We start from the raw sequence: 18,766 nt of genomic DNA on the forward strand, positions 1-18,766 counted from the left end.
GTTTTAGGGGCGCGTTTCGATCATTCATCAACCATTCAATAATCAGTGGTTTGACTGGATCAATCACGGGATTAACAACTGGAGCCTTTCGGGTATACTTGGGTTCTTCCGTTAACTTCAGTGCTTTTCTTATGGACTGTCGTGAGCAGCTGAAATCTTTAGCAAGCTGTCGAATCGACCTTCCTTCTTTTACGTGTAATTTTCTGATAAGCTCAATATTAGCCATCTTTAACATTCCTTTTCCTCCTGCATCATTATGTTCTGGACAAACACAATGATACGGGATTGAGTGTTAAAGGTGGTCAACTTTTGCATTAGCGATGAGCACTGAAGTGGTCAACTTTTAGTTTAGCGTTTACAAGGAAGCTTAATTACTATTTTTGTAGTAGTAACCAGATTGAATAATACAGCTAAAGCCTAAATGATAGAAAAAGAAGGAGTGAATAAGATGGCCAGTATCCAAAAACGTGGAGAAAATTCTTTTTTATTAGTCGTTGAAGCTGGTTATGACGCCAAAGGAAAACGCAAAAAGAAAACAAAAACAATTCGAGTGGATCCCTCTCTTTTGAAAACAAAGAAGAAATTAAATGATTATTTACAAACAGAGCTGTACAAATTCAAAACAGAAGTGGAAGCCGGAGAATACATAGCTCCGGAAAAAATGAATTTTGAAGAATTTGTGAAGGAATGGGAAAAGAAATACGCAAAAAATGAACTGTCCCCTGGGACTCTTGAAGCTCATAAACAATTTTTAAACAATCATATCACTCCTCAGTTACAGAACAAACGTCTAGATCAGATTAAACCGATTAATATTGTAAATTTGTTGGATGGATTAACAAGAAAGGATGGAAAGAAACTCCCTTTATCAACAGGCTCCAAGCAATATGTATACCGGGTACTTCGCAATATCTTTGAACGAGCAGTAGAATGGCAGCTCATTAAAGAAAACCCTGTTGCCTCAGTTAAAAGGCCAAAAAATACTAATCACTTGAAGGAAATCAATGTATATAACGAAAAAGAGGTAGAGCAGCTCTTTAAAACTGTACAAGAAAAGCCATTTCACTGGCGAGTGTTTACTGCACTAGCATTAGCAGCCGGGTTACGTCGTGGTGAATTGCTTGGTCTAGAGTGGAAGCATGTAGACTTTGAAAAAGGGGTATTGTCTATCCGACAAGCACTGGTTCGAGGTGAAAGCGGGAAACCATTACTCAAACATACTAAAACAAAAAAGTCTATGCGCACGGTTACTCTTCCTCCTTCTGTCATCGAAGAGCTAAGGGCCTATCATCTCCATTGGAAGAAAGAGCGAATGTAAATGATGGATATGTGGGAAGAAACAGAGCATGAATTTCTTTTTTGCAATGAGAATGGACGCCCTTTCTATCCAACAACCCCCACAACCTGGTGGAGAAGACTTTTAGAAACAGCTGGTGTCCGTTATATCCGTTTGCATGATCTGCGGCACACGTCAGCTACTTTGTTGATTAACCAAGGTGTACACGCAAAAATTATCTCAGAACGTCTCGGCCATGCTGATATACGAATCACAATGGACACTTATGGACATGCATTAAAAAAAGCAGATCAAGAAGCTGCAGACAAATTAGATGGATTGTTTTTAGGCCAAAAAAAGCAAGGTTAAAAAAATCGGTCCCCAATCGGACCCCATTTGCTGACTTTCGTTTGTCTAACTATTTTCAGACATAAGAAAAACCCTTGCTGTGCAAGGGGTTAAGTGATGGAGCATAGCGGGCTCGAACCGCTGACCTCTACACTGCCAGTGTAGCGCTCTCCCAGCTGAGCTAATGCCCCGAAAAACGTCTCAAGAAATATTATATTCATTTTCATACAAAAAGCAAGAGCTTTCGTTTCATATTTTGAAAAAAAGGGGATAATAAGAAAGCAGAAAAAGAAGGAGGCTTTCTTTATGCTCCAGCAGATTTATTATAAATACGTGGAAGCGCCGCTAGTCGTTAGAATATTGGGAATGGCTGTATTTTTCATTACATTATTTGGAGCAGCCGTTCATTTCATTGAACCGCAAACCTTTCCGACCATATTTGAGGGAATATGGTGGGCTGTTGTGACAGCCTCCACAGTCGGTTTTGGGGATTATGCGCCGAAGACGGTTGCCGGACGGGTGCTTGGCATTGGATTAATTTTTATTGGAGCCGGTTTTTTATCTGCTTATTTTATTAATTTAGCGGCGGCGGCTGTGACCTCGCAAAATACGCTGCGAGAGGGGAAAGCTGTCTATGCCCATAAGAATCATTTAGTGATCGTCGGCTGGAATGAGCGGTCCAAGGAAATTATCGACCGGCTGCAAGAAATGCCTGTGCCGCGTCACATCGTATTGATCGATGATTCTCTGCGGGAAAATCCGTATCCCGAAAAAGTCGTCCATTTCATTCAAGGGGCTCCCTATAAGGACGAAACATTAAAAAAAGCCAATGTAAAAGACGCAGCCACCGCCTTAATCACATCCGATCAAAACAAAAATGAAGTCTACGCAGACATGAATGCTATCCTCACATTAGTCGCTATGAAGGGCTGCCAACCGTCCCTCTACTGTGTCGTTGAGATCTTGACTACTGATCAAGTCATAAACGCTAAGCGGGCCGGAGCAGATGAAGTCATTGAAACCAACAGGCATGCCAGCTCCATCATGCTGAACAGCCTTTACTTTGACGGAATTTCTCACACGATTACTCATCTGCTTGATCCGTTAAACGGCGGGCATTTAAAAGTGATGTCCGTCAAAGAAGAATGGAAGCAGCTCAGCTTTCGAGAGCTGGCTTCGCTGCTGCTCCAAGACCGCATTTTATTAATCGGCATTAAACAAGGAGAGAAGGCATCCATCAATCCTCCCCTTGATACTACTTTCAACTCTAATGATGAGCTTCTTGTCATTAAGCATTAAGCATTTTTTCCGCTTCCTCCAGAAGACGCTTAGCAGAGATAATGTACTTTTCTTTCAGACGGCCGTCGGGATCCTCAGGTTCAGCGAACTGATTAAACGAACCGCTGAAATTGCCGGCGGAGGCTTCCTCATCCAGCCCTTGCTGATACACATGGGATAATACATACGGCTGGCCGAAGCGGACCGTAACCCCCGGTGAATCCAGCTGGCCGTCTGCAGCCACGAAAGGCAGGCGCAAAAACTGATAGCCGCCCTGATCATCAATTTTATAATCAAAGGAGCCGTGATCATAATCCCAATTGCCGCCGATTACATACCCCATGGGCTTCAGCTTCTGCTCCAGCTCGTATAATGTATAGCTCTTCCCTGGAAGCGTTGAAGATAGTTCAATCATTAGCATCTTCTCCTTTCTTCACGCTTAGTATCTCCTAAAATAAAAAAATTCCGCGGATTTCTCCGCGGAATTTTTTTATTTATTCATCAGCCGCTGTTCTAAACGTTTGCGGTCGCTTTCGTATCCTGGTTTGCCAAGCAAAGCGAACATGTTCACCTTATAAGCTTCCACTCCCGGCTGGTCGAATGGATTCACGCCAAGTAAATAACCGCTGATTGCGCAGGCTTTTTCGAAAAAGTAGACGAGATACCCGAATGTATGCGCATCTAATGCAGGGATGCTGATGACTAAATTAGGCACGCCGCCATCCGTATGAGCCAGAAGCGTTCCTTCAAATGCTTTATGATTGACTTCATCAATGGTCTTGCCTGCCAAGAAATTCAAGCGATCCAAGTCGCCCGCTTCCTCCTCAATAGTCCAGTCGCGACGAGGGTTTTCCACTTTAATGACTGTTTCAAACAAATCGCGGCGCCCTTCTTGAATGTACTGGCCCAAGGAATGCAAGTCAGTTGAAAAGTTTGCGGAAGCCGGGAAAATTCCTTTTTGGTCCTTCCCTTCACTTTCGCCGAATAATTGCTTCCACCACTCCGCAAAGTATTGCAGAGCTGGTTCATAATTCACAAGCATTTCAATCGTTTTTCCTTTATTGTACAGCACTTGACGAACAGCAGCATACTGATAAGCGATGTTTTGATCGAGCTCCGAATGGCTTAAATCCTCTGCCGCTTGTGCCGCTCCTTTCATCATAGCTGCAATATCTCCGCCGCTGACTGCGATTGGAAGCAGCCCTACAGCCGTAAGAACCGAATAACGTCCGCCGACATCATCCGGAATAACGAAGGTTTCATATCCCTCTTCTTGGGCAAGACTTCTCAATGCCCCTTCCTTGCGGTCAGTCGTTGCATAAATGCGCTTTCTCGCTTCCTCCGCCCCGTATTTCTCTTCCAGCAAACGGCGGAACACCCGGAAAGCCAATGCCGGCTCCGTTGTAGTTCCTGATTTAGAAATCACATTGATGGACCAGTCTTTCCCTTCAAGAACGTCCATTAGTTCTGTTATGTATGTCGAACTCAAGTGGTTGCCGGCAAACAGCACTAGCGGAGTTTGACGCTTCTCTTTCGGCAATAAATTGGAGAAATGGTGGCCTAGCATGTCAATCGCAGCTTTCGCCCCTAAATAAGAACCGCCGATGCCGATTACAAGAAGAACATCGGAATCTTTTTTTATTTTTTCAGCTGCTTTCTCAATCCGCAGAAACTCTTCCCGGTCGTGATTGGCTGGCAGGTCAAGCCATCCTGTATAGTCTCCTCCCTGTCCAGTCTTTTCATGCAGAGAATGATGGGCTACCTTTACAGCGTCACGCAAATATTCCACTTCATGCTCCCCAAAAAAGGATAAGGCATTAGAATAGTCAAACTTGATAGATGTCATTACAGCGGCCTCCCTATAATTATTTCACCTCTACTTTAACGGTTGATGGGAAATGGTGCAAGCGACATGTCCCATTGCATAGAAAAACGGGAAACGCACAAACTAAGCAGGAAATTGAAGAAAGGAGGGATCATGTGAGCGGATTACAACGTTTCGCCTTAGTGCTGACGATTATCGGTGCGCTGAACTGGGGATTAGTCGGCCTGTTTCGATTCGACTTAGTGGCGGCCATATTCGGAGGCCAGACTTCTGGACTTTCAAGAATTATCTATACACTCGTCGGACTGGCCGGACTTATCAATATCGGCTTACTATTTAAACCTACTGAAGAAATTGAGCGTCCAAGAGAACTGGCGAATACTTAATTCAAAGGTGTAAGCATCTAAAAAGCCTGATCCAATTCAGCAGTCAGATCTCGGCAATGGCCTCCAGAAAGAGATCTGACTGTTTTTTTGAATCAGACTGGCCGTTTCATTAAAGAAAGTACAAATAGGGCACCGCTTATACCCATCCTCTGAATTTAGACGCTTCCGCTGTTCGGCGCACGCCAACCATATACGCAGCAAGACGCATATTTACCCCGCGCGTTTGAGCTGTTTCATATACATTATTGAATGCTTTTGTCAGCTTATCTTGAAGCTTTTCATGGATCTCTTCTTCCGTCCAGTAGTAGCCTTGATTGTTTTGCACCCATTCAAAGTAGGAAACGGTCACACCGCCGGCGCTCGCCAGCACGTCCGGCACTAAAAGAATGCCGCGTTCTGTCAAAATCTTCGTCGCTTCAAGCGTTGTCGGCCCATTCGCTGCTTCCACCACGATGGACGCTTTAATCTCATGAGCGTTTTCTTCCGTAATCTGGTTCGAAATAGCCGCCGGCACTAAAATATCACAATCAAGCTCTAACAGCTCTTTATTAGAAATCGTGTTCTCAAATAAAGTCGTAATCGTGCCAAAACTGTCACGGCGGTCAAGCAAGTAGTCAATATCTAAGCCCTCCGGATCATAAAGCGCTCCGTAAGCATCGGAAACGCCAATCACCTTCGCCCCGGCATCGTGCATAAACTTCGCCAGAAAGCTGCCCGCGTTTCCGAAGCCTTGAATGACAACCCGGGCGCCCTTCATATTAAGGCCACGCTTTTTCGCTGCTTCTTTAATGCAGATCGTCACGCCTTGAGCAGTCGCTTTCTCGCGGCCGTGAGATCCGCCAAGAGCAAGCGGTTTTCCCGTAATAAAGTTAGGAGAATCATACTCGCGAATATGACTGTACTCATCCATCATCCAAGCCATAATTTGCGAATTTGTGTACACATCCGGAGCTGGGATATCCTTGGCCGGACCAACCATTTGACTGATTGCGCGAACATAGCCTCGGCTTAAGCGCTCCAATTCTCCCATGGACATTTGACGAGGATCACATACCACCCCGCCCTTTCCTCCGCCGTATGGCAGGTCAACGATTCCTGCTTTCAGCGTCATCCAAGCAGCTAACGCTTTCACTTCTTCTTCATTTACATCCGGATGAAAGCGCACGCCGCCTTTCGACGGTCCAGCAGCATCGCTGTGCTGCGCTCTGTAGCCGGTAAAAACTTTCGTCGATCCATCATCCATGCGAATCGGAATACGGACTGTGATCATGCGTAATGGTTCTTTCAGCAGTTCATACATTTCTTCAGTATATCCCAGCTTTGTCAGTGCCTCTTTAATGACATTCTGGGTTGATGTAAATAAATTGAGATTTTCCGACATTTACAATTCGCCTCTTTTATCATTTAATCATTGAATGGTGCACCGTTATCTGAACACTTTGTCAATTCGCTCAAGCGCCCAGTCCAGCTCTTCCTTCGAAATAACTAAAGGCGGCGCCAAGCGGATGACCGTGTCGTGCGTTTCTTTGCACAGCAATTTTTCTTCTTTTAATGCTTCGCAGTACTTGCGGGCCGGTTCCCGCAGCTCGATTCCAATAAATAATCCTCTGCCGCGGACTTCCTTTATTGAAGGATGTCTTATTTCTTTTAGTTTACCCATAAAATATTCCCCTAATTCCAAGGAGCGTTCTGCCAGCTTTTCTTTTTGGAGTACCTCGATCGCTGCGAGCGATACGGCACAAGCCATTGGATTGCCGCCAAAAGTAGAGCCGTGGGAGCCTGGAGTAAACAATTCAAGAACCTCTTGATCAGCCGCCACGCAGGAAATCGGAAAAACTCCGCCGCCCAATGCCTTTCCAAGAATGTACATATCCGGTTCCACCCGCTCCCACTCACACGCAAACATTTTGCCGGAGCGGCCAAGGCCCGCCTGAATTTCATCCGCAATAAACAGAACATGTTTCTCTTTACAAAGCTTATAAGCCGCTTGTAAAAAGCCAGACGGCGGAATGCGGATACCAGCTTCTCCTTGTATTGGCTCGATAATAAAAGCGGCCGTCTCGGAAGTAATCGCTGCGTTCAAGGCCTCAATCTCCCCGTAAGGAACGAGCCTGATGCCAGGAAGCAACGGCCCGAATCCGCGCTTATATTCAGCATCGGATGACAGCGACACTGCCCCCATTGTACGTCCATGAAAGTTCCCTTCGCAAGCGATAATTTCCACTTGCCCTTCAGGAATCCCTTTGACCTGGCAGCCCCAGCGCCGGGCCGCTTTTATAGCTGTTTCTACTGCTTCAGCCCCCGTATTCATCGCCAGTGCCATTTCTTTGTTTGTTAACTGGCAAATCTTCTCATACCAAGGACCAAGCTGATCATTGTGAAAGGCACGCGAGGTTAGCGTGACACGCTCTGCCTGGTCTTTCAAAGCCTGAATAATCTGCGGGTGGCGATGCCCTTGATTGATTGCGGAATAAGCACTGAGCATATCCATATATTGATTACCCGCAGGATCCTTCACCCATACCCCTGCTGCTTCAGAAATGACAACCGGCAGCGGGCGGTAATTGGGGGCCCCATACCGTTCTGTCTGCTTCACGATTTGCGCAGCACGCTCATTTCCTGTCATCCGATCCCCTCCATAAGCATCTATTGAATCGCTGACCGATAATCTTCTCTTCACCCTCAGCTGATCCTCGTATCCATAAACCTGCCAGCGGCTCCCTTGTAAACCCGGAAGAAGAAAGACAAGCCTTCTTATTCAATTGTCATTAGTGTATTTATTTTAAGGAAAATGCCAAAAATATTCGCATTAAGAAACCCCTTACATTTACTATAATGCAAAATCCTATCACTTTTTTCAAGAGTTTTTTCCAAAGGAAGGGAGAGAATAGAAGTTTTCTAAAAAGGAGAAGAATGGAGGCGCTTTATTTCCATAGAAAGAGGTTCTCTTTAGAGAGTTGATGGAGAATCCGCTTAAGCGCACCTCAAAGAAACATGGGCGCTAAAGGCGCCCATGTTTCTCCGATCATCTTATCTGCTTTCTCCCGATTGTTCAATCCATTCTTGAAGCTTGTCCTTTAGCGTATTAAACCCTTCCTTGTTTTTATCTAACTGAAGACGGCGAATGGACTGAACGGCAGCCGGTTTTGCCTCTTCTGTAGCCCGGATGGATAAGCTGATCTTTCCTTCTTCTTCATTAACGGAAATTACTTTCACCTTCACCGTTTCGCCCACCTGAAGATGATCGTGAATATCCCTTACATAGCCGTGAGTGATTTCAGAAATATGAACCAATCCCTGCGTTCCATTGTCAAGGGCAATGAACGCTCCATACGGCTGAATTCCTGTTACTTTCCCTGTTACCAATTGGCCTGGTTGATAGTGAGTTGCCATTCAAACACTCCTAAACATTAATTTCCTTATCTACGCATCAAAAAATTATATCATACTCGTAAATTAATAGCTAAGCATATATCTCATGATTCAGGCAGCTGTCCCTAAAGCTATGCAAACCCTTACATTTCAATAAAATTCTGTGAATTGCGAAAAAGCCTTGTTTTTTACTTTTAAAACATAGTAAAGTAGTACAGTCATTATGATTAGAAAGAGGAGAAGTACATGAATAAGCAAGAACAATGGTCTTCGAAGATCGGATTTATCCTTGCAGCTGCAGGATCCGCGATTGGACTTGGTGCCATTTGGATGTTTCCTTATATGGCAGGCATGAACGGGGGAGGAGTTTTCTTTCTTCTTTTTATTTTATTTACAATTGTTATAGGTGCTCCCATTTTATTAGCAGAGTTTTTTATTGGCCGGCGGACACAGCGTGATGCCATCACCGCCTTTCAAAAGCTGGTGCCTCATTCCGCGTGGCCGCTTGTTGGCGTGCTTGGCGTCGCTTCCGCCTTCATCATTTTATCTTTTTACAGCGTCGTTGGCGGCTGGATCTTATCCTACTTGCTGCGCAACGGCACGGGCCAGCTGTTTCAAGCAAAGGAAGCAGACTACAATCAATTGTTTGAACAAATTATTAGCAACCCGGCAGAGGTCATTCTTGCACAAGGGGTATTTATGCTGATGACAATTCTTGTCGTGCGCGGAGGCATCCAGAAAGGAATCGAACGGGCCAGCGTATTCTTAATGCCCGCGCTGTTTTTGCTTTTTATCGCTTTGGTCATTCGCTCGCTGACACTTGATGGCGCGATGGAAGGCGTAACCTTCCTGCTCAAGCCGGATTGGTCGCTGCTAACCGGCAAAACATCGCTGCTTGCTTTAGGCCAAGCGTTTTTCGCTTTAAGCATCGGAGTTTCCATTATGATCACTTACGCCTCTTATTTAGGAAAAAATGAGGACATGCCGCGCTCGGCTTTCTCTGTAGCGGGATTAAATATTGTGATTTCGTTATTAGCAGGCCTTGTCATTTTCCCTGCCGTATTCGCGCTCGGCTTTGAGCCGGATGCCGGACCTGGTCTGGTGTTTGTCGTTCTGCCAGCTGTCTTTAATGAAATTGCTTTCGGCTCTGTATTTTTCTTTATCTTCTTGCTGCTATTATTATTTGCGACACTTACTTCCGCGTTTTCAATTCTAGAGATTGTTGTTGCTGCCTTAACGAAAGGCGACCCGGCCAAGCGGCAAAAGTTCACATGGATTGCCGGTATATCCATCTTTGTCGTCGGCATTCCTAGCGCTCTATCATTCGGTGTATTCAGCGATGTGGAAATTTTTGGCCGCTCAATCTTCGACTTTGCCAGCTTTATCACTAATAATATCGGCATGCCGCTCGGCGCATTATTCATCTCGCTGTTTGTCGGTTATCGCATGAAGCGGAATGAAGTATACGAGGAAATATTGCGGGGATCCTCCATCGGCTCTAAGTTTTTTGCCGTTTGGTACTTCTGCGTGAAATACGTAGCACCTGTTGCCATCACCCTCGTCTTTTTGCAGTCGTTCGGATTATTTTAATATTGATAATGGATAATAAACAAGGGAAACCCTGTCTTTGAGAGTTGCCCTTACTCCTGTACCACCAGATTTAGTAAATTGTTTTTCATAGAGCCTAAAAAAGAAAGTATATTGTTCGAGAAAAAGGGCATGCTATAAATAAGCAGATTTCCCTTTCGTCCAAAGATGGCTTCTGCCCCATAACTCCTCGGCTGCCGCAAGATTTGCGGCAGCTTTTTTTGATTCAGCTGCATGAAAAAAGCTGGCTTGCGAAAACACAGCTTCTAAACTCCGCATGCAAGATGCCCGATTCGTCCAGAAGGCGTTGCGAGGGCAAGCCTTTGTTCTTCTTTTCAACAGCGGGAGAGGAAAAACTCCTGCGGTTTGAAGATTCACTTTATCTGTTTCTTTTTTTGCAGAAAGCGTTTGATGCGCTTGATCGCTTCTTGCAGCTGTTCCATGGATGAAGCATAGGAGCAGCGAATATAGCCTTCTCCGCCCGCACCGAAAACCGATCCTGGTACAACGGCTACTTTTTCCTCCCGCAATAGCTGCTCGGCAAACTGCTCGGAAGTGAGGCCTGTCTGTTCAATCGAAGGAAAGACGTAAAATGCTCCCCCTGGCATATGACAAGTTAAGCCAAGCTCATTTAAGGACTCGACCATATAATTGCGGCGGCGGCGATAGTCTTTTTTCATTTCGTCGACTTCTTTTCTGCCGGTTTGCAGCGCTTCTAATGCCGCGTATTGAGCCGGAGTGGAAGCGCACATCATCGTATACTGATGAATCTTTAGCATCGCGGCAGCCAGCTCTTTCGGCGCGCAGACGAAGCCCAAGCGCCAGCCTGTCATCGCAAACCCTTTGGAAAACCCGTTAATCATAATGGTACGCTCGCGCATCCCGTCGATACTGGCGATGGATAGATGCGGGCGGTCATAGGAAAGCTCCGCGTAGATTTCATCAGCCACTACCAATAGATCATGCTGCTGCACTATGCGGGCAATCGCCGCAAGCTCTTCTTTCTCCAGCTGCGTACCAGTCGGATTATTAGGAGAGCATAGCAGCAGCGCTTTCGTACGGGGAGTAATCGCTTTCTCCAGCTCTTCTGCTCGGAGCTTAAAACCGTGCGCAGCCTCTGTTTTGACCGACACTGCTCTTCCGCCCGCCAATTCCACAAGCGGCTTGTAAGAAACAAAACATGGCTCTACTAGGATCACTTCGTCTCCGGGGTCAAGGATGGCCCGCATCGCCAAATCGATCGCCTGACTTGCTCCCACGGTCACAATCACTTCTTCTTGAGGAAAGTAAGGAACATAGAAACGCTCGCTTATGTATTGGCTGATCGCTTCCCGCAGTTCGAGCAAGCCGGCATTGGCCGTGTAGGAGGTCAGCCCTCTCTCCAAGGAAACAATCGCCGCCTCACGCGCCGACCAGGAAGTGACAAAATCCGGTTCACCTACACCTAAAGACACTACGCCTTCCATCGTAGCCGCTAAATCGAAAAATTTGCGGATGCCGGAGGGCGCCATTCTTTCGACAGATTGAGCGACATAGCTTTTCGTGACTGTCATTACGGAGCCACCACGATTCTCGGATCATCTGGCTTCTGTTCATATACGATGCCATCATGCTTATATTTCTTTAACTGAAAGTGGGTCGTCGTCGAGACAACGGATTCCAGCGTCGATAATTTCTCTGACACAAACCGGGCCACCTCATTCATAGAGCGGCCTTCCACCGTGACCGACAAATCATAAGCACCCGACATTAAATAGACGGAGCTGACCTCTTTATAACGGTAAATTCTTTCGGCTACTTCTCTAAAGCCAACTCCGCGCTTTGGCGTTACTTTCACGTCGATCATCGCCGTCACGCCCTGATAACTGTCGATTTTGGCCCAATCTACAAGCGTCGTGTAAGAAACGATGATCCTTTCTTCCTCCAGACGCTGGATGATGGATTTGGTCTTTTCCACATCCTCGCCGATCATTTTAGCAAGGTCCTCAGGCAAAAGCCGGGCATTCTGTTCAAGAATATGGAGCGCTTCCAGCTCCTTGTCAGTCAGTTGCATACGTATTCCTCCAAACATCATAAATGGTATCCTAGTATAAAGGGGAATTGTTTGTGATTTTTCACTAAATTCATATTATTCTTTTATATAATTATACAAAAAGGAGCATCACATGGCTACTACAAAAATTAACGGCATTCAAATTTATTATGAATGGCTGCCGCATTCCACCGCCGTTCATACGATTGTGCTCTTGCACGGCTTTTTATCTTCTTCATTCAGCTTTCGAAAGCTCGCGCCATTGCTGCGGAAACATTTTTCCGTGCTGACCGTGGACTGGCCGCCTTTCGGAGCAAGCGAAAAGCCAAAGAGCTATATCTATTCCTATGAGAATATTGCCGCCACGATCGACGGCTTGATTCAGGAGCTCACGCCGGGACAAGTGGTTCTCGCCGGCCACTCCATGGGTGGCCAGCTCGCTTTGCAGCTGCTTGCTCGCAGACCCAAGGCGGCGGAAAAAGCCGTTTTGATTTCGGCCTCCTCCTATTTGCCACGGGCCAAAAAGCGGTTCATCGCTGCCAGTTATTTGCCGTTTGCTGAATTTGCAGTAAAGCGCCGGCTGGAAAAGAGCGGAGTGGAAGGAAATTTAAAACAAGTAGTCTGGGATCAATCAGTCATTGACGACGAAATGATTGGCGGATATGGGCGGCCTTTTGAAGAAAGAAGCATTTTCCAAGGGCTGACCCGCTTTTTGCGGCATCGCGAAGCAGATTTAGCGCCGGAGCAGCTGCGGGAACTGTCAACGCCCTGCCTGTTGATCTGGGGGGAGCATGACCGCATCGTTCCGCTGCGCATCGGACAGCGGCTGGCTGCCGATTTGCCAAACAGCCGCCTAGACATCATAAAAAAAGCCGGCCATCTCGTACCCGAAGAAAAACCGGAAGAGACAGCCGCGCTGATTGCAGCTTTTGTATTCAATTCATAGCTCGCAGGATGATTGATTCTTAACTTGCAGCAGCTTCTCCGCCACTTGGCGGCAACTGGCCAAAGTGAGCTGCTCATCAAAGGAGAATTCATAAATTTCCTTGATCTTTAACGCTAATTTCTCTTGGTCATCCAATTGATGGACAGCTTGAATCACATCAGCTGCTTCCGTGTCATAAAAGTCTTCTCCCGTCTGGAACGGGTCCCATTGCCGCAGAATGCGGCCAAGCTCAAGATTTATCTTTAGCGTATAATCCATAGAACTCCTCACCTCTTAAAAAATGAACATGGAAAGTTCAAATGATTGTTCTTTCCGGTAAAAATACTTTACCATGACTATATACTACTTGTCAGGGATGGTGAAGGTTTTGAGTAAATTTGATCAAGTCATGAACCGGGCTGGTTCAGGCGCCGTGAAATGGGACCGTTTGAAAGCGATATTCGGAGTGGAGGAGGCTCTGCCCATGTGGGTGGCTGATATGGACTTTAAGGCGCCGGAAGCTGTCATTGAAGCGGTGACCAAGCAGGCGGAGCACGGAATATACGGCTATACAGCGATTCCCGATTCAGTAAGATCCGCCATCAAAGGCTGGATGAAAACGCGCCACAGCTGGGAAATCGAGGAGAGCTGGCTCCTGTTTCACCACGGGGTCGTTCCGTCTATTCAAGCGGCGATTGAAACTTTTACAGATAAGGGGGACGCCGTCGTTGTGCAATCGCCTGTATATACTCCTTTTTTCGATATGATCGAGCGCAACGAACGCCAAGTCGCCAATAATCAGCTCGTTTTGCGCGCTCATCATTATGAAATCGACTTTGAGGACTTGGAAGCGAAGCTATCTGCCGATGAGACCAAGCTGATGCTGCTGTGCAGCCCGCATAATCCCGGTGGCCGCGTTTGGACGAAAGACGAATTAACAAAGGTGGCCAAGCTTTGCCAAAAGCATCAAGTGGTCATCGTCTCCGATGAAATTCACAGCGATCTAACGGCGGATCCATTTCCCCATACTCCGATTGCCTCCATTCGTGAAGAATTTCAAGAGTTTATCATCACGCTCATTGCACCAAGCAAGACATTTAACCTTGCCGGCTTGCAGGCTTCAGCCATCATTGCACCAAATCCGAAGCTTCGCAGAAAATTGAAGCAAACTCAAGCGAAACACGGATTTTTTGAACTTAACCTAATGGGCACTGTCGCCATGGAAGCCGCCTACCGCCATGGCGGTCCATGGCTTGATGAAGCGATCGCCTATATCCGTGAAAACGTCCAGCTCGTACAGTCATTTATCGCGGATAAGCTTCCCCAGTTAGCCGTTATGGAACCGGAAGGCGGCTATTTAGTGTGGATCGACTGCCGCAAGCTCGGGCTAAGCGATGAAGAGCTGATGCAGAAAATTCTGCACGAAGGCCAGCTCGCCCTTGGTCAAGGTTCGAAGTATCGCGCCGGCGGAGAAGGCTTCGTGCGCATGAATGTCGCTTGCCCTCGTTCATTAGTGGAGGAAGGGTTAAAAAGACTGCATAAAGCGCTTAAAAACTGATTGCCCGGGAGAATGTAAACGCCATAATACATTTTACACTTTTAGCTCCGTTTGCCGCCCGCTTTGTCTGGACAAACAGGTATGACATCCTTGAAGCCATGGTTCCTTTAATACCATGGCTTCAAGGCTTTTCATTATAACTGCAGAGGCTCCATGTCAAAGGGACTATTCATCAACTAAATTGTGAAATTAGACTGGACGCCAACGCCCCTACTTTTCTTGTCTTTTTATCGAGTACAAAGAAAGAAGAGAAATCATATTGATGGGTAGCACTCTTCCTTTGACATTTTCTCTACATACACTAAATATTACGTATCAAAGATCTCTCTATTAACAATTTCAAATTTTAGGAATTCTTTTAACACGAAAAATATATGAAAACCTCCATATTTTTTTTGCAACTAACATTATTGCCAGGAAGTCTAAAAACCTTTTTTACGTTCAATTACAAAAAGTGGTGATGAATCCAAATAAGTAGAAAAACACATTATGCAAATTAAATGATAAGTAGAAATAAACTATGAATACGAATTTTATCAGAAAAATGATATTTATTAATACGGAATTAAGATGGAATTAACGGTTATTACTGTTTCTTGAGCTTTCACGAACAAAACAAGAAATATTTTACATATCAATATATACTAAACCTGTACTAACACATATGGTACAAAATCAAATACTTTAATGGATGGTGACTCATGATGAAGAAGAACAAGTTAGCAGTTTTAGGTATGGCTGTAGGTTTGTTAGCTTTTGGTGGGGCAGTACAAGCAGGAACAAGTTATTCTGGTTATAATACTACTGTTGGTAAATTTAACGGAAGTGGTTACACAGGTTACCAAACAAAAGCTGAATCTGGTAAATACGGTCATTTGAAATCAAAAAGCGTTGGCAGTAGCTATGTTGTAGATGCGAGAATGACAGCAAGTAGTGGTACAGGGAGTTGGGTTAGAAATGTTAGTGATAATGACTCTCGTAATTTACCAAACTCTGTTAGTAAAGGAAAAAGCACACGGGTTCAGTTCAGCAATGATTTAGATACACCTGTAAATGTTCAAGTAACTGGCTCATGGAAAAGTAATTAATTAACGAAATCAAGAACGCTAATGGATACTGAAAACAGCGTTCTTGATTTTTTGTTTATTTCAGATAAACGGGTTCCAGTTTATATCTATTGATGCGGAATACATGATCACAAAGGATATTAATATCATCCTGATTATGACTCGTCATTAAAATTGTACGCCCTTCATTCTTAAATGATAATAATAGATTTCGAATTCTGTCTACACTTTCTACATCCAAAGCATTAAAAGCCTCATCTAATATAAGAACCTGTTGATCTTCCATTATCGCCTGAGCAATAGCTAATTTTTGTTTCATTCCTAAAGAATAATCTTTAACTTTTTGCTTTGCCTGCGGTTGTAACCCTACCATTTCCATTGTTTCAGCAATCTTTTCATCACTTATTTCTCCTCTGATTAGCGCCAATTCTTTTAGGTTTTGAAATCCGGTTTTATTTGCAATATAACCTGGACGATCTATAATAATACCAAAATTATCAGGGAACCTTTTGCTTTTTCCAACTTCTTCTCCTCTAACATAAATCGTACCGTTATCAGGGAATACGAAGCCACATATCATCTTGAATAATACAGATTTACCAGAACCGTTATGCCCCACAATTCCATATATTTTTCCTTTTTCAATATTTAAATCTACACCATCAAAAAGAGTTAGCCCTTTATATGTTTTACTTACATTTTTTAATGAAATAATAGACATATTTTCACCCCACCTATATTTTTAAACTTTGTTTGAATAAATAGTTAATTATAAAAAAAGTTAGAGCATTCATTATAATTAAAATATACGTTAGAGAATATGGCGAAAAATTAGTTAAATAAACAATACTATTTAACCCCACTGGAATAATCCCTACTTTATTAATACCTGGTAACATTAATATCATCAGGAAACTAATTAGTAATACACCCTGTATTGATTCCTTGCTTATCCATGAAACAATAAACACAGCGAATATATATAAAACAATCTGTAAGAAACCATTAATAAAAAAATGGTAAATAATCTCATGCAAAGGGTTAGAGAGTATCGTCACATCAAAATTAGTATGCATTCCGAAACAACTAGCTATTATAAGAGCCAGTGCTATTAATGTAAAAAGAAATAAAATCACTACTATTAATAATTTCCTCATCCAACTCCAAAACCACTTGTTCAAATTCTTATAACGAATAATTTTGTAGTATCCAAGACGATCAATTTCATTGCTTAAAAATAACTGAACTAAATAAATAAAACCAAAGAATACAATTAAATAAAAGAAAAAAGGGACATAGGAAAAATTTTCTGCATTAGAGCCTCTAAAAGACATTACCCAAACATCCCAAATGGTTGATTCAGAAGGATTAAGTGAAGCAGCTGTTGAGATTATACCTGTTAAACACAACAGCAAGTAAATCACTATAGGAATATACGATTTTATGGATTGAGCATGTATTTTTTTATTAAGGTCTACAACTCTTAAATATAAAACACTAAATAAACCAAGCACTAGTAGAACAATGTAACTTGAAATAGGAGAATTAAATGAATTAGCTGCTTTTGCAATTGAAAAATAAGTAGTTGGAGATAAAAAAAACATTTCCTTTGGTAATAATTTAAAACCTATAATACTTCCCAAAAAAATCATTACACTAATAAAAAGTATAAAATACTTACTTTTGGTCACCACATATACAGTTGCTAAAAATATATGCAGCAATGAAAGCGTTAAAATTAATAAAATTAACTGCGCTAATAATACATATATTGGTACAGTAAAGGTTTTCACTAATTCATAAAGGGTATTAGTAATATGCTCAACCTCGCTAAGTGTGCTCCAGTGCCATGAGTACGGAAATCCAATCATCATAAACAGTGATACGAATACCCATAAAAACAATAAAGGAGTGCACTTCAACCAAAAATGTTTAAGAGAATAGTATATCCATTTTTTGAACGAACCTAATCGAATTAAAATCTGGTAATCAAAATCTAACAAAATAAATCTTATTGAAAAAAACATCACGATCGGGATTATAAAATAGACAATGAGGTACATATCGTTTAACAAACGTAAAGTAATGTCCCAGCCATTAAAAGACATACCCATTTCATAAGCTGCCTTGACTATCTCCTTTTTCAGCATAAAGCCATAAAAGTAAAAAACAACACCTATCGCTAACCATTTAATACCTATTAATTCTTCAAGATATTCTTTCATACGAAGTTTTCCCTGCTTCATACTCATATCATCCATTCTTTTCTGTTACGGATTATGAATACATAAAGACCTATTATAATAAAGAGCAAAAGTGAAAATGGCACCAGTACAGTCCATAACGGTTGTTCTATAATATTAAATGGAAAAATAGTACTTAAGGGTGAAAACCATGGTGTTGCAAATACACCTGTTATAAAATTGAAAATATGATAATAAAGAAACGGAGCAGATAAAGCTATAAAAGGATTATCTACGACAAGTAGGAGCATAAATGCAATAGTTGAATAAACTAACGCATTTACGGAAACCCACAAGGAATAAATAAGCCCATATGTCAGATCTCCATATGCCAAGAATTGTTAAAAAGTAACATTTGGAATAACTATATTCTCATCTATAGAAGAGTAAGAAATTATCCCTAATTTCGGCTCAATGTACACCACAAAAACAAATGTAAGAAATATTAACAAAAATGTAACCAGCGCCGTTAAACAAGCATTTATGATACCTTTGCTGAGCAAATAAATGTTTAACGGTATTCTAGTGCGAGTGTAAGGAATAAAGTTATTTCTTTGCTCTTGCAAAAAGGTTGGTAAATAAATGGTGATCACAATAGCGGGAAAGAGTAAAGAAATAATGGTTGACATCATCTCTTGGAATACTTCAATTGGATCAAAGAATTGGTATCCTTCTTTTATAGAATAAAATCTTATTGTTGGTATAAGAATAAGAATAGCCAGCCATAATAATAAATTTTTCACTGTATATACTCTTTTTAATTCGACTAATAATTGATTACCTAGCATACATTTCACCCCTTAGGCTTATTTATAGATTGAGAAACAAGTTGTTAATTCACCTGAAGAATGCAGCATTAACGTTGTGGA

At 43.0% G+C, this 18,766-nt stretch carries 17 protein-coding genes, 1 tRNA gene and 2 pseudogenes; 7 read left to right on the forward strand and 13 right to left on the reverse strand.

Going from position 1 to position 18,766, the window contains the following annotated elements; genetic code table 11:
• Window positions 1–235 (reverse strand): annotated as a pseudogene (locus tag CEF20_RS11600) (IS21 family transposase); the annotation flags it as partial.
• 213 nt (window positions 236–448) lie between these two features.
• Here CEF20_RS11600 and CEF20_RS11605 point away from each other — a divergent pair.
• Window positions 449–1,645 (forward strand): annotated as a pseudogene (locus tag CEF20_RS11605) (tyrosine-type recombinase/integrase).
• A gap of 97 nt (window positions 1,646–1,742) precedes the next feature.
• Here the strand turns inward: CEF20_RS11605 and CEF20_RS11610 are convergent.
• A tRNA-Ala gene (locus CEF20_RS11610) sits at window positions 1,743–1,815 on the reverse strand.
• 115 nt (window positions 1,816–1,930) lie between these two features.
• On the opposite strand from CEF20_RS11610, the gene CEF20_RS11615 reads away from it, so the two are divergent.
• Entirely contained in the window at window positions 1,931–2,923 is a 993-nt protein-coding gene (locus CEF20_RS11615; RefSeq protein ID WP_100332097.1) for a potassium channel family protein, read from the forward strand.
• On the opposite strand, the gene CEF20_RS11620 is transcribed toward CEF20_RS11615, so the two are convergent.
• Together CEF20_RS11620 and CEF20_RS11625 are read right to left on the reverse strand one after the other, a co-directional pair.
• Complete coding sequence (locus CEF20_RS11620) at window positions 2,913–3,317, reverse strand: YugN-like family protein (protein ID WP_100332098.1); 405 nt, start codon at window positions 3,315–3,317, stop codon at window positions 2,913–2,915. The genes CEF20_RS11615 and CEF20_RS11620 overlap by 11 nt on opposite strands.
• Before the next feature lie 75 nt (window positions 3,318–3,392).
• Window positions 3,393–4,748, reverse strand: a complete 1,356-nt coding sequence (locus CEF20_RS11625) for a glucose-6-phosphate isomerase (RefSeq protein ID WP_100332099.1) — start codon at window positions 4,746–4,748, stop codon at window positions 3,393–3,395.
• Window positions 4,749–4,882: 134 nt separating this feature from the next.
• Between CEF20_RS11625 and CEF20_RS11630 the strand changes: the two genes are divergently transcribed.
• Window positions 4,883–5,113 carry a DUF378 domain-containing protein gene (locus tag CEF20_RS11630; RefSeq protein ID WP_100332100.1) on the forward strand — a complete coding sequence of 77 codons (231 nt, stop codon included), beginning with the start codon at window positions 4,883–4,885 and terminating at the stop codon, window positions 5,111–5,113.
• Between the two features lie 136 nt (window positions 5,114–5,249).
• Here the strand turns inward: CEF20_RS11630 and CEF20_RS11635 are convergent, their stop codons facing one another.
• The 3 genes from CEF20_RS11635 to yugI form a co-directional block, all read right to left on the reverse strand.
• On the reverse strand, window positions 5,250–6,494 hold the full coding sequence (locus CEF20_RS11635) for a Glu/Leu/Phe/Val family dehydrogenase (protein ID WP_100332101.1): 1,245 nt from the start codon (window positions 6,492–6,494) through the stop codon (window positions 5,250–5,252).
• Between the two features lie 45 nt (window positions 6,495–6,539).
• Entirely contained in the window at window positions 6,540–7,739 is a 1,200-nt protein-coding gene (locus CEF20_RS11640) for an ornithine--oxo-acid transaminase (protein ID WP_100332102.1), read from the reverse strand.
• A gap of 404 nt (window positions 7,740–8,143) precedes the next feature.
• Entirely contained in the window at window positions 8,144–8,506 is a 363-nt protein-coding gene (yugI, locus tag CEF20_RS11645) for a S1 domain-containing post-transcriptional regulator GSP13 (RefSeq protein ID WP_100332103.1), read from the reverse strand.
• A gap of 225 nt (window positions 8,507–8,731) precedes the next feature.
• Between yugI and CEF20_RS11650 the strand changes: the two genes are divergently transcribed.
• Window positions 8,732–10,075 carry a sodium-dependent transporter gene (locus CEF20_RS11650; protein WP_100332104.1) on the forward strand — a complete coding sequence of 448 codons (1,344 nt, stop codon included), beginning with the start codon at window positions 8,732–8,734 and terminating at the stop codon, window positions 10,073–10,075.
• Between the two features lie 371 nt (window positions 10,076–10,446).
• Here the strand turns inward: CEF20_RS11650 and CEF20_RS11660 are convergent, their stop codons facing one another.
• Entirely contained in the window at window positions 10,447–11,625 is a 1,179-nt protein-coding gene (locus tag CEF20_RS11660) for an aminotransferase (RefSeq protein ID WP_100332106.1), read from the reverse strand.
• Window positions 11,625–12,125, reverse strand: coding sequence for an Lrp/AsnC family transcriptional regulator (locus CEF20_RS11665; RefSeq protein ID WP_100332107.1), 501 nt, complete (start codon window positions 12,123–12,125; stop codon window positions 11,625–11,627). Before CEF20_RS11665 ends, CEF20_RS11660 begins: the two co-directional genes overlap by 1 nt.
• Window positions 12,126–12,237: 112 nt before the next feature.
• On the opposite strand from CEF20_RS11665, the gene CEF20_RS11670 reads away from it, so the two are divergent.
• A complete protein-coding gene (locus tag CEF20_RS11670; protein WP_100332108.1) occupies window positions 12,238–13,050 on the forward strand; it encodes an alpha/beta fold hydrolase in 813 nt (270 codons plus the stop codon).
• Here the strand turns inward: CEF20_RS11670 and CEF20_RS11675 are convergent.
• A complete protein-coding gene (locus CEF20_RS11675) occupies window positions 13,045–13,308 on the reverse strand; it encodes a DUF1871 family protein (RefSeq protein ID WP_100332109.1) in 264 nt (87 codons plus the stop codon). The genes CEF20_RS11670 and CEF20_RS11675 overlap by 6 nt on opposite strands.
• 100 nt (window positions 13,309–13,408) lie before the next feature.
• On the opposite strand from CEF20_RS11675, the gene CEF20_RS11680 reads away from it, so the two are divergent.
• Entirely contained in the window at window positions 13,409–14,587 is a 1,179-nt protein-coding gene (locus CEF20_RS11680; RefSeq protein WP_332849206.1) for a MalY/PatB family protein, read from the forward strand.
• A 701-nt stretch (window positions 14,588–15,288) separates the two neighbouring features.
• Window positions 15,289–15,675 carry a hypothetical protein gene (locus CEF20_RS11685; protein ID WP_100332111.1) on the forward strand — a complete coding sequence of 129 codons (387 nt, stop codon included), beginning with the start codon at window positions 15,289–15,291 and terminating at the stop codon, window positions 15,673–15,675.
• Window positions 15,676–15,730: 55 nt separating this feature from the next.
• Here CEF20_RS11685 and CEF20_RS11690 read toward each other — a convergent pair whose 3' ends face one another.
• From CEF20_RS11690 to CEF20_RS17105, 3 genes are all read right to left on the reverse strand, one after another.
• Complete coding sequence (locus CEF20_RS11690; RefSeq protein WP_100332112.1) at window positions 15,731–16,375, reverse strand: ABC transporter ATP-binding protein; 645 nt, start codon at window positions 16,373–16,375, stop codon at window positions 15,731–15,733.
• A 13-nt stretch (window positions 16,376–16,388) separates the two neighbouring features.
• Complete coding sequence (locus tag CEF20_RS11695) at window positions 16,389–17,915, reverse strand: hypothetical protein (RefSeq protein WP_232713500.1); 1,527 nt, start codon at window positions 17,913–17,915, stop codon at window positions 16,389–16,391.
• A 323-nt stretch (window positions 17,916–18,238) separates the two neighbouring features.
• Window positions 18,239–18,685 (reverse strand): hypothetical protein, encoded by a 447-nt coding sequence (locus CEF20_RS17105; RefSeq protein ID WP_232713502.1) that lies wholly within the window; start codon window positions 18,683–18,685, stop codon window positions 18,239–18,241.
• Between the last annotated feature and the right edge of the window lie 81 nt (window positions 18,686–18,766).

Origin of the sequence: Bacillus xiapuensis, assembly GCF_002797355.1 — a bacterium.
In the GTDB taxonomy this organism is placed as follows: Bacteria; Bacillota; Bacilli; order Bacillales; family Domibacillaceae; genus Bacillus_CE; species Bacillus_CE xiapuensis.

Coding starts and splice junctions, on each gene's coding strand:
- CEF20_RS11635 (WP_100332101.1), bottom strand. CDS start 6,494: ATGTCGGAAAATCTCAATTTATTTACATCAACCCAGAATGTCATTAAA.
- CEF20_RS11665 (WP_100332107.1), bottom strand. CDS start 12,125: ATGCAACTGACTGACAAGGAGCTGGAAGCGCTCCATATTCTTGAACAG.
- CEF20_RS17105 (WP_232713502.1), bottom strand. CDS start 18,685: ATGCTAGGTAATCAATTATTAGTCGAATTAAAAAGAGTATATACAGTG.
- CEF20_RS11685 (WP_100332111.1), top strand. CDS start 15,289: ATGATGAAGAAGAACAAGTTAGCAGTTTTAGGTATGGCTGTAGGTTTG.
- yugI (WP_100332103.1), bottom strand. CDS start 8,506: ATGGCAACTCACTATCAACCAGGCCAATTGGTAACAGGGAAAGTAACA.
- CEF20_RS11625 (WP_100332099.1), bottom strand. CDS start 4,748: ATGACATCTATCAAGTTTGACTATTCTAATGCCTTATCCTTTTTTGGG.
- CEF20_RS11690 (WP_100332112.1), bottom strand. CDS start 16,375: ATGTCTATTATTTCATTAAAAAATGTAAGTAAAACATATAAAGGGCTA.
- CEF20_RS11675 (WP_100332109.1), bottom strand. CDS start 13,308: ATGGATTATACGCTAAAGATAAATCTTGAGCTTGGCCGCATTCTGCGG.
- CEF20_RS11620 (WP_100332098.1), bottom strand. CDS start 3,317: ATGATTGAACTATCTTCAACGCTTCCAGGGAAGAGCTATACATTATAC.
- CEF20_RS11640 (WP_100332102.1), bottom strand. CDS start 7,739: ATGACAGGAAATGAGCGTGCTGCGCAAATCGTGAAGCAGACAGAACGG.
- CEF20_RS11615 (WP_100332097.1), top strand. CDS start 1,931: ATGCTCCAGCAGATTTATTATAAATACGTGGAAGCGCCGCTAGTCGTT.
- CEF20_RS11660 (WP_100332106.1), bottom strand. CDS start 11,625: ATGACAGTCACGAAAAGCTATGTCGCTCAATCTGTCGAAAGAATGGCG.
- CEF20_RS11650 (WP_100332104.1), top strand. CDS start 8,732: ATGAATAAGCAAGAACAATGGTCTTCGAAGATCGGATTTATCCTTGCA.
- CEF20_RS11670 (WP_100332108.1), top strand. CDS start 12,238: ATGGCTACTACAAAAATTAACGGCATTCAAATTTATTATGAATGGCTG.
- CEF20_RS11695 (WP_232713500.1), bottom strand. CDS start 17,915: ATGGATGATATGAGTATGAAGCAGGGAAAACTTCGTATGAAAGAATAT.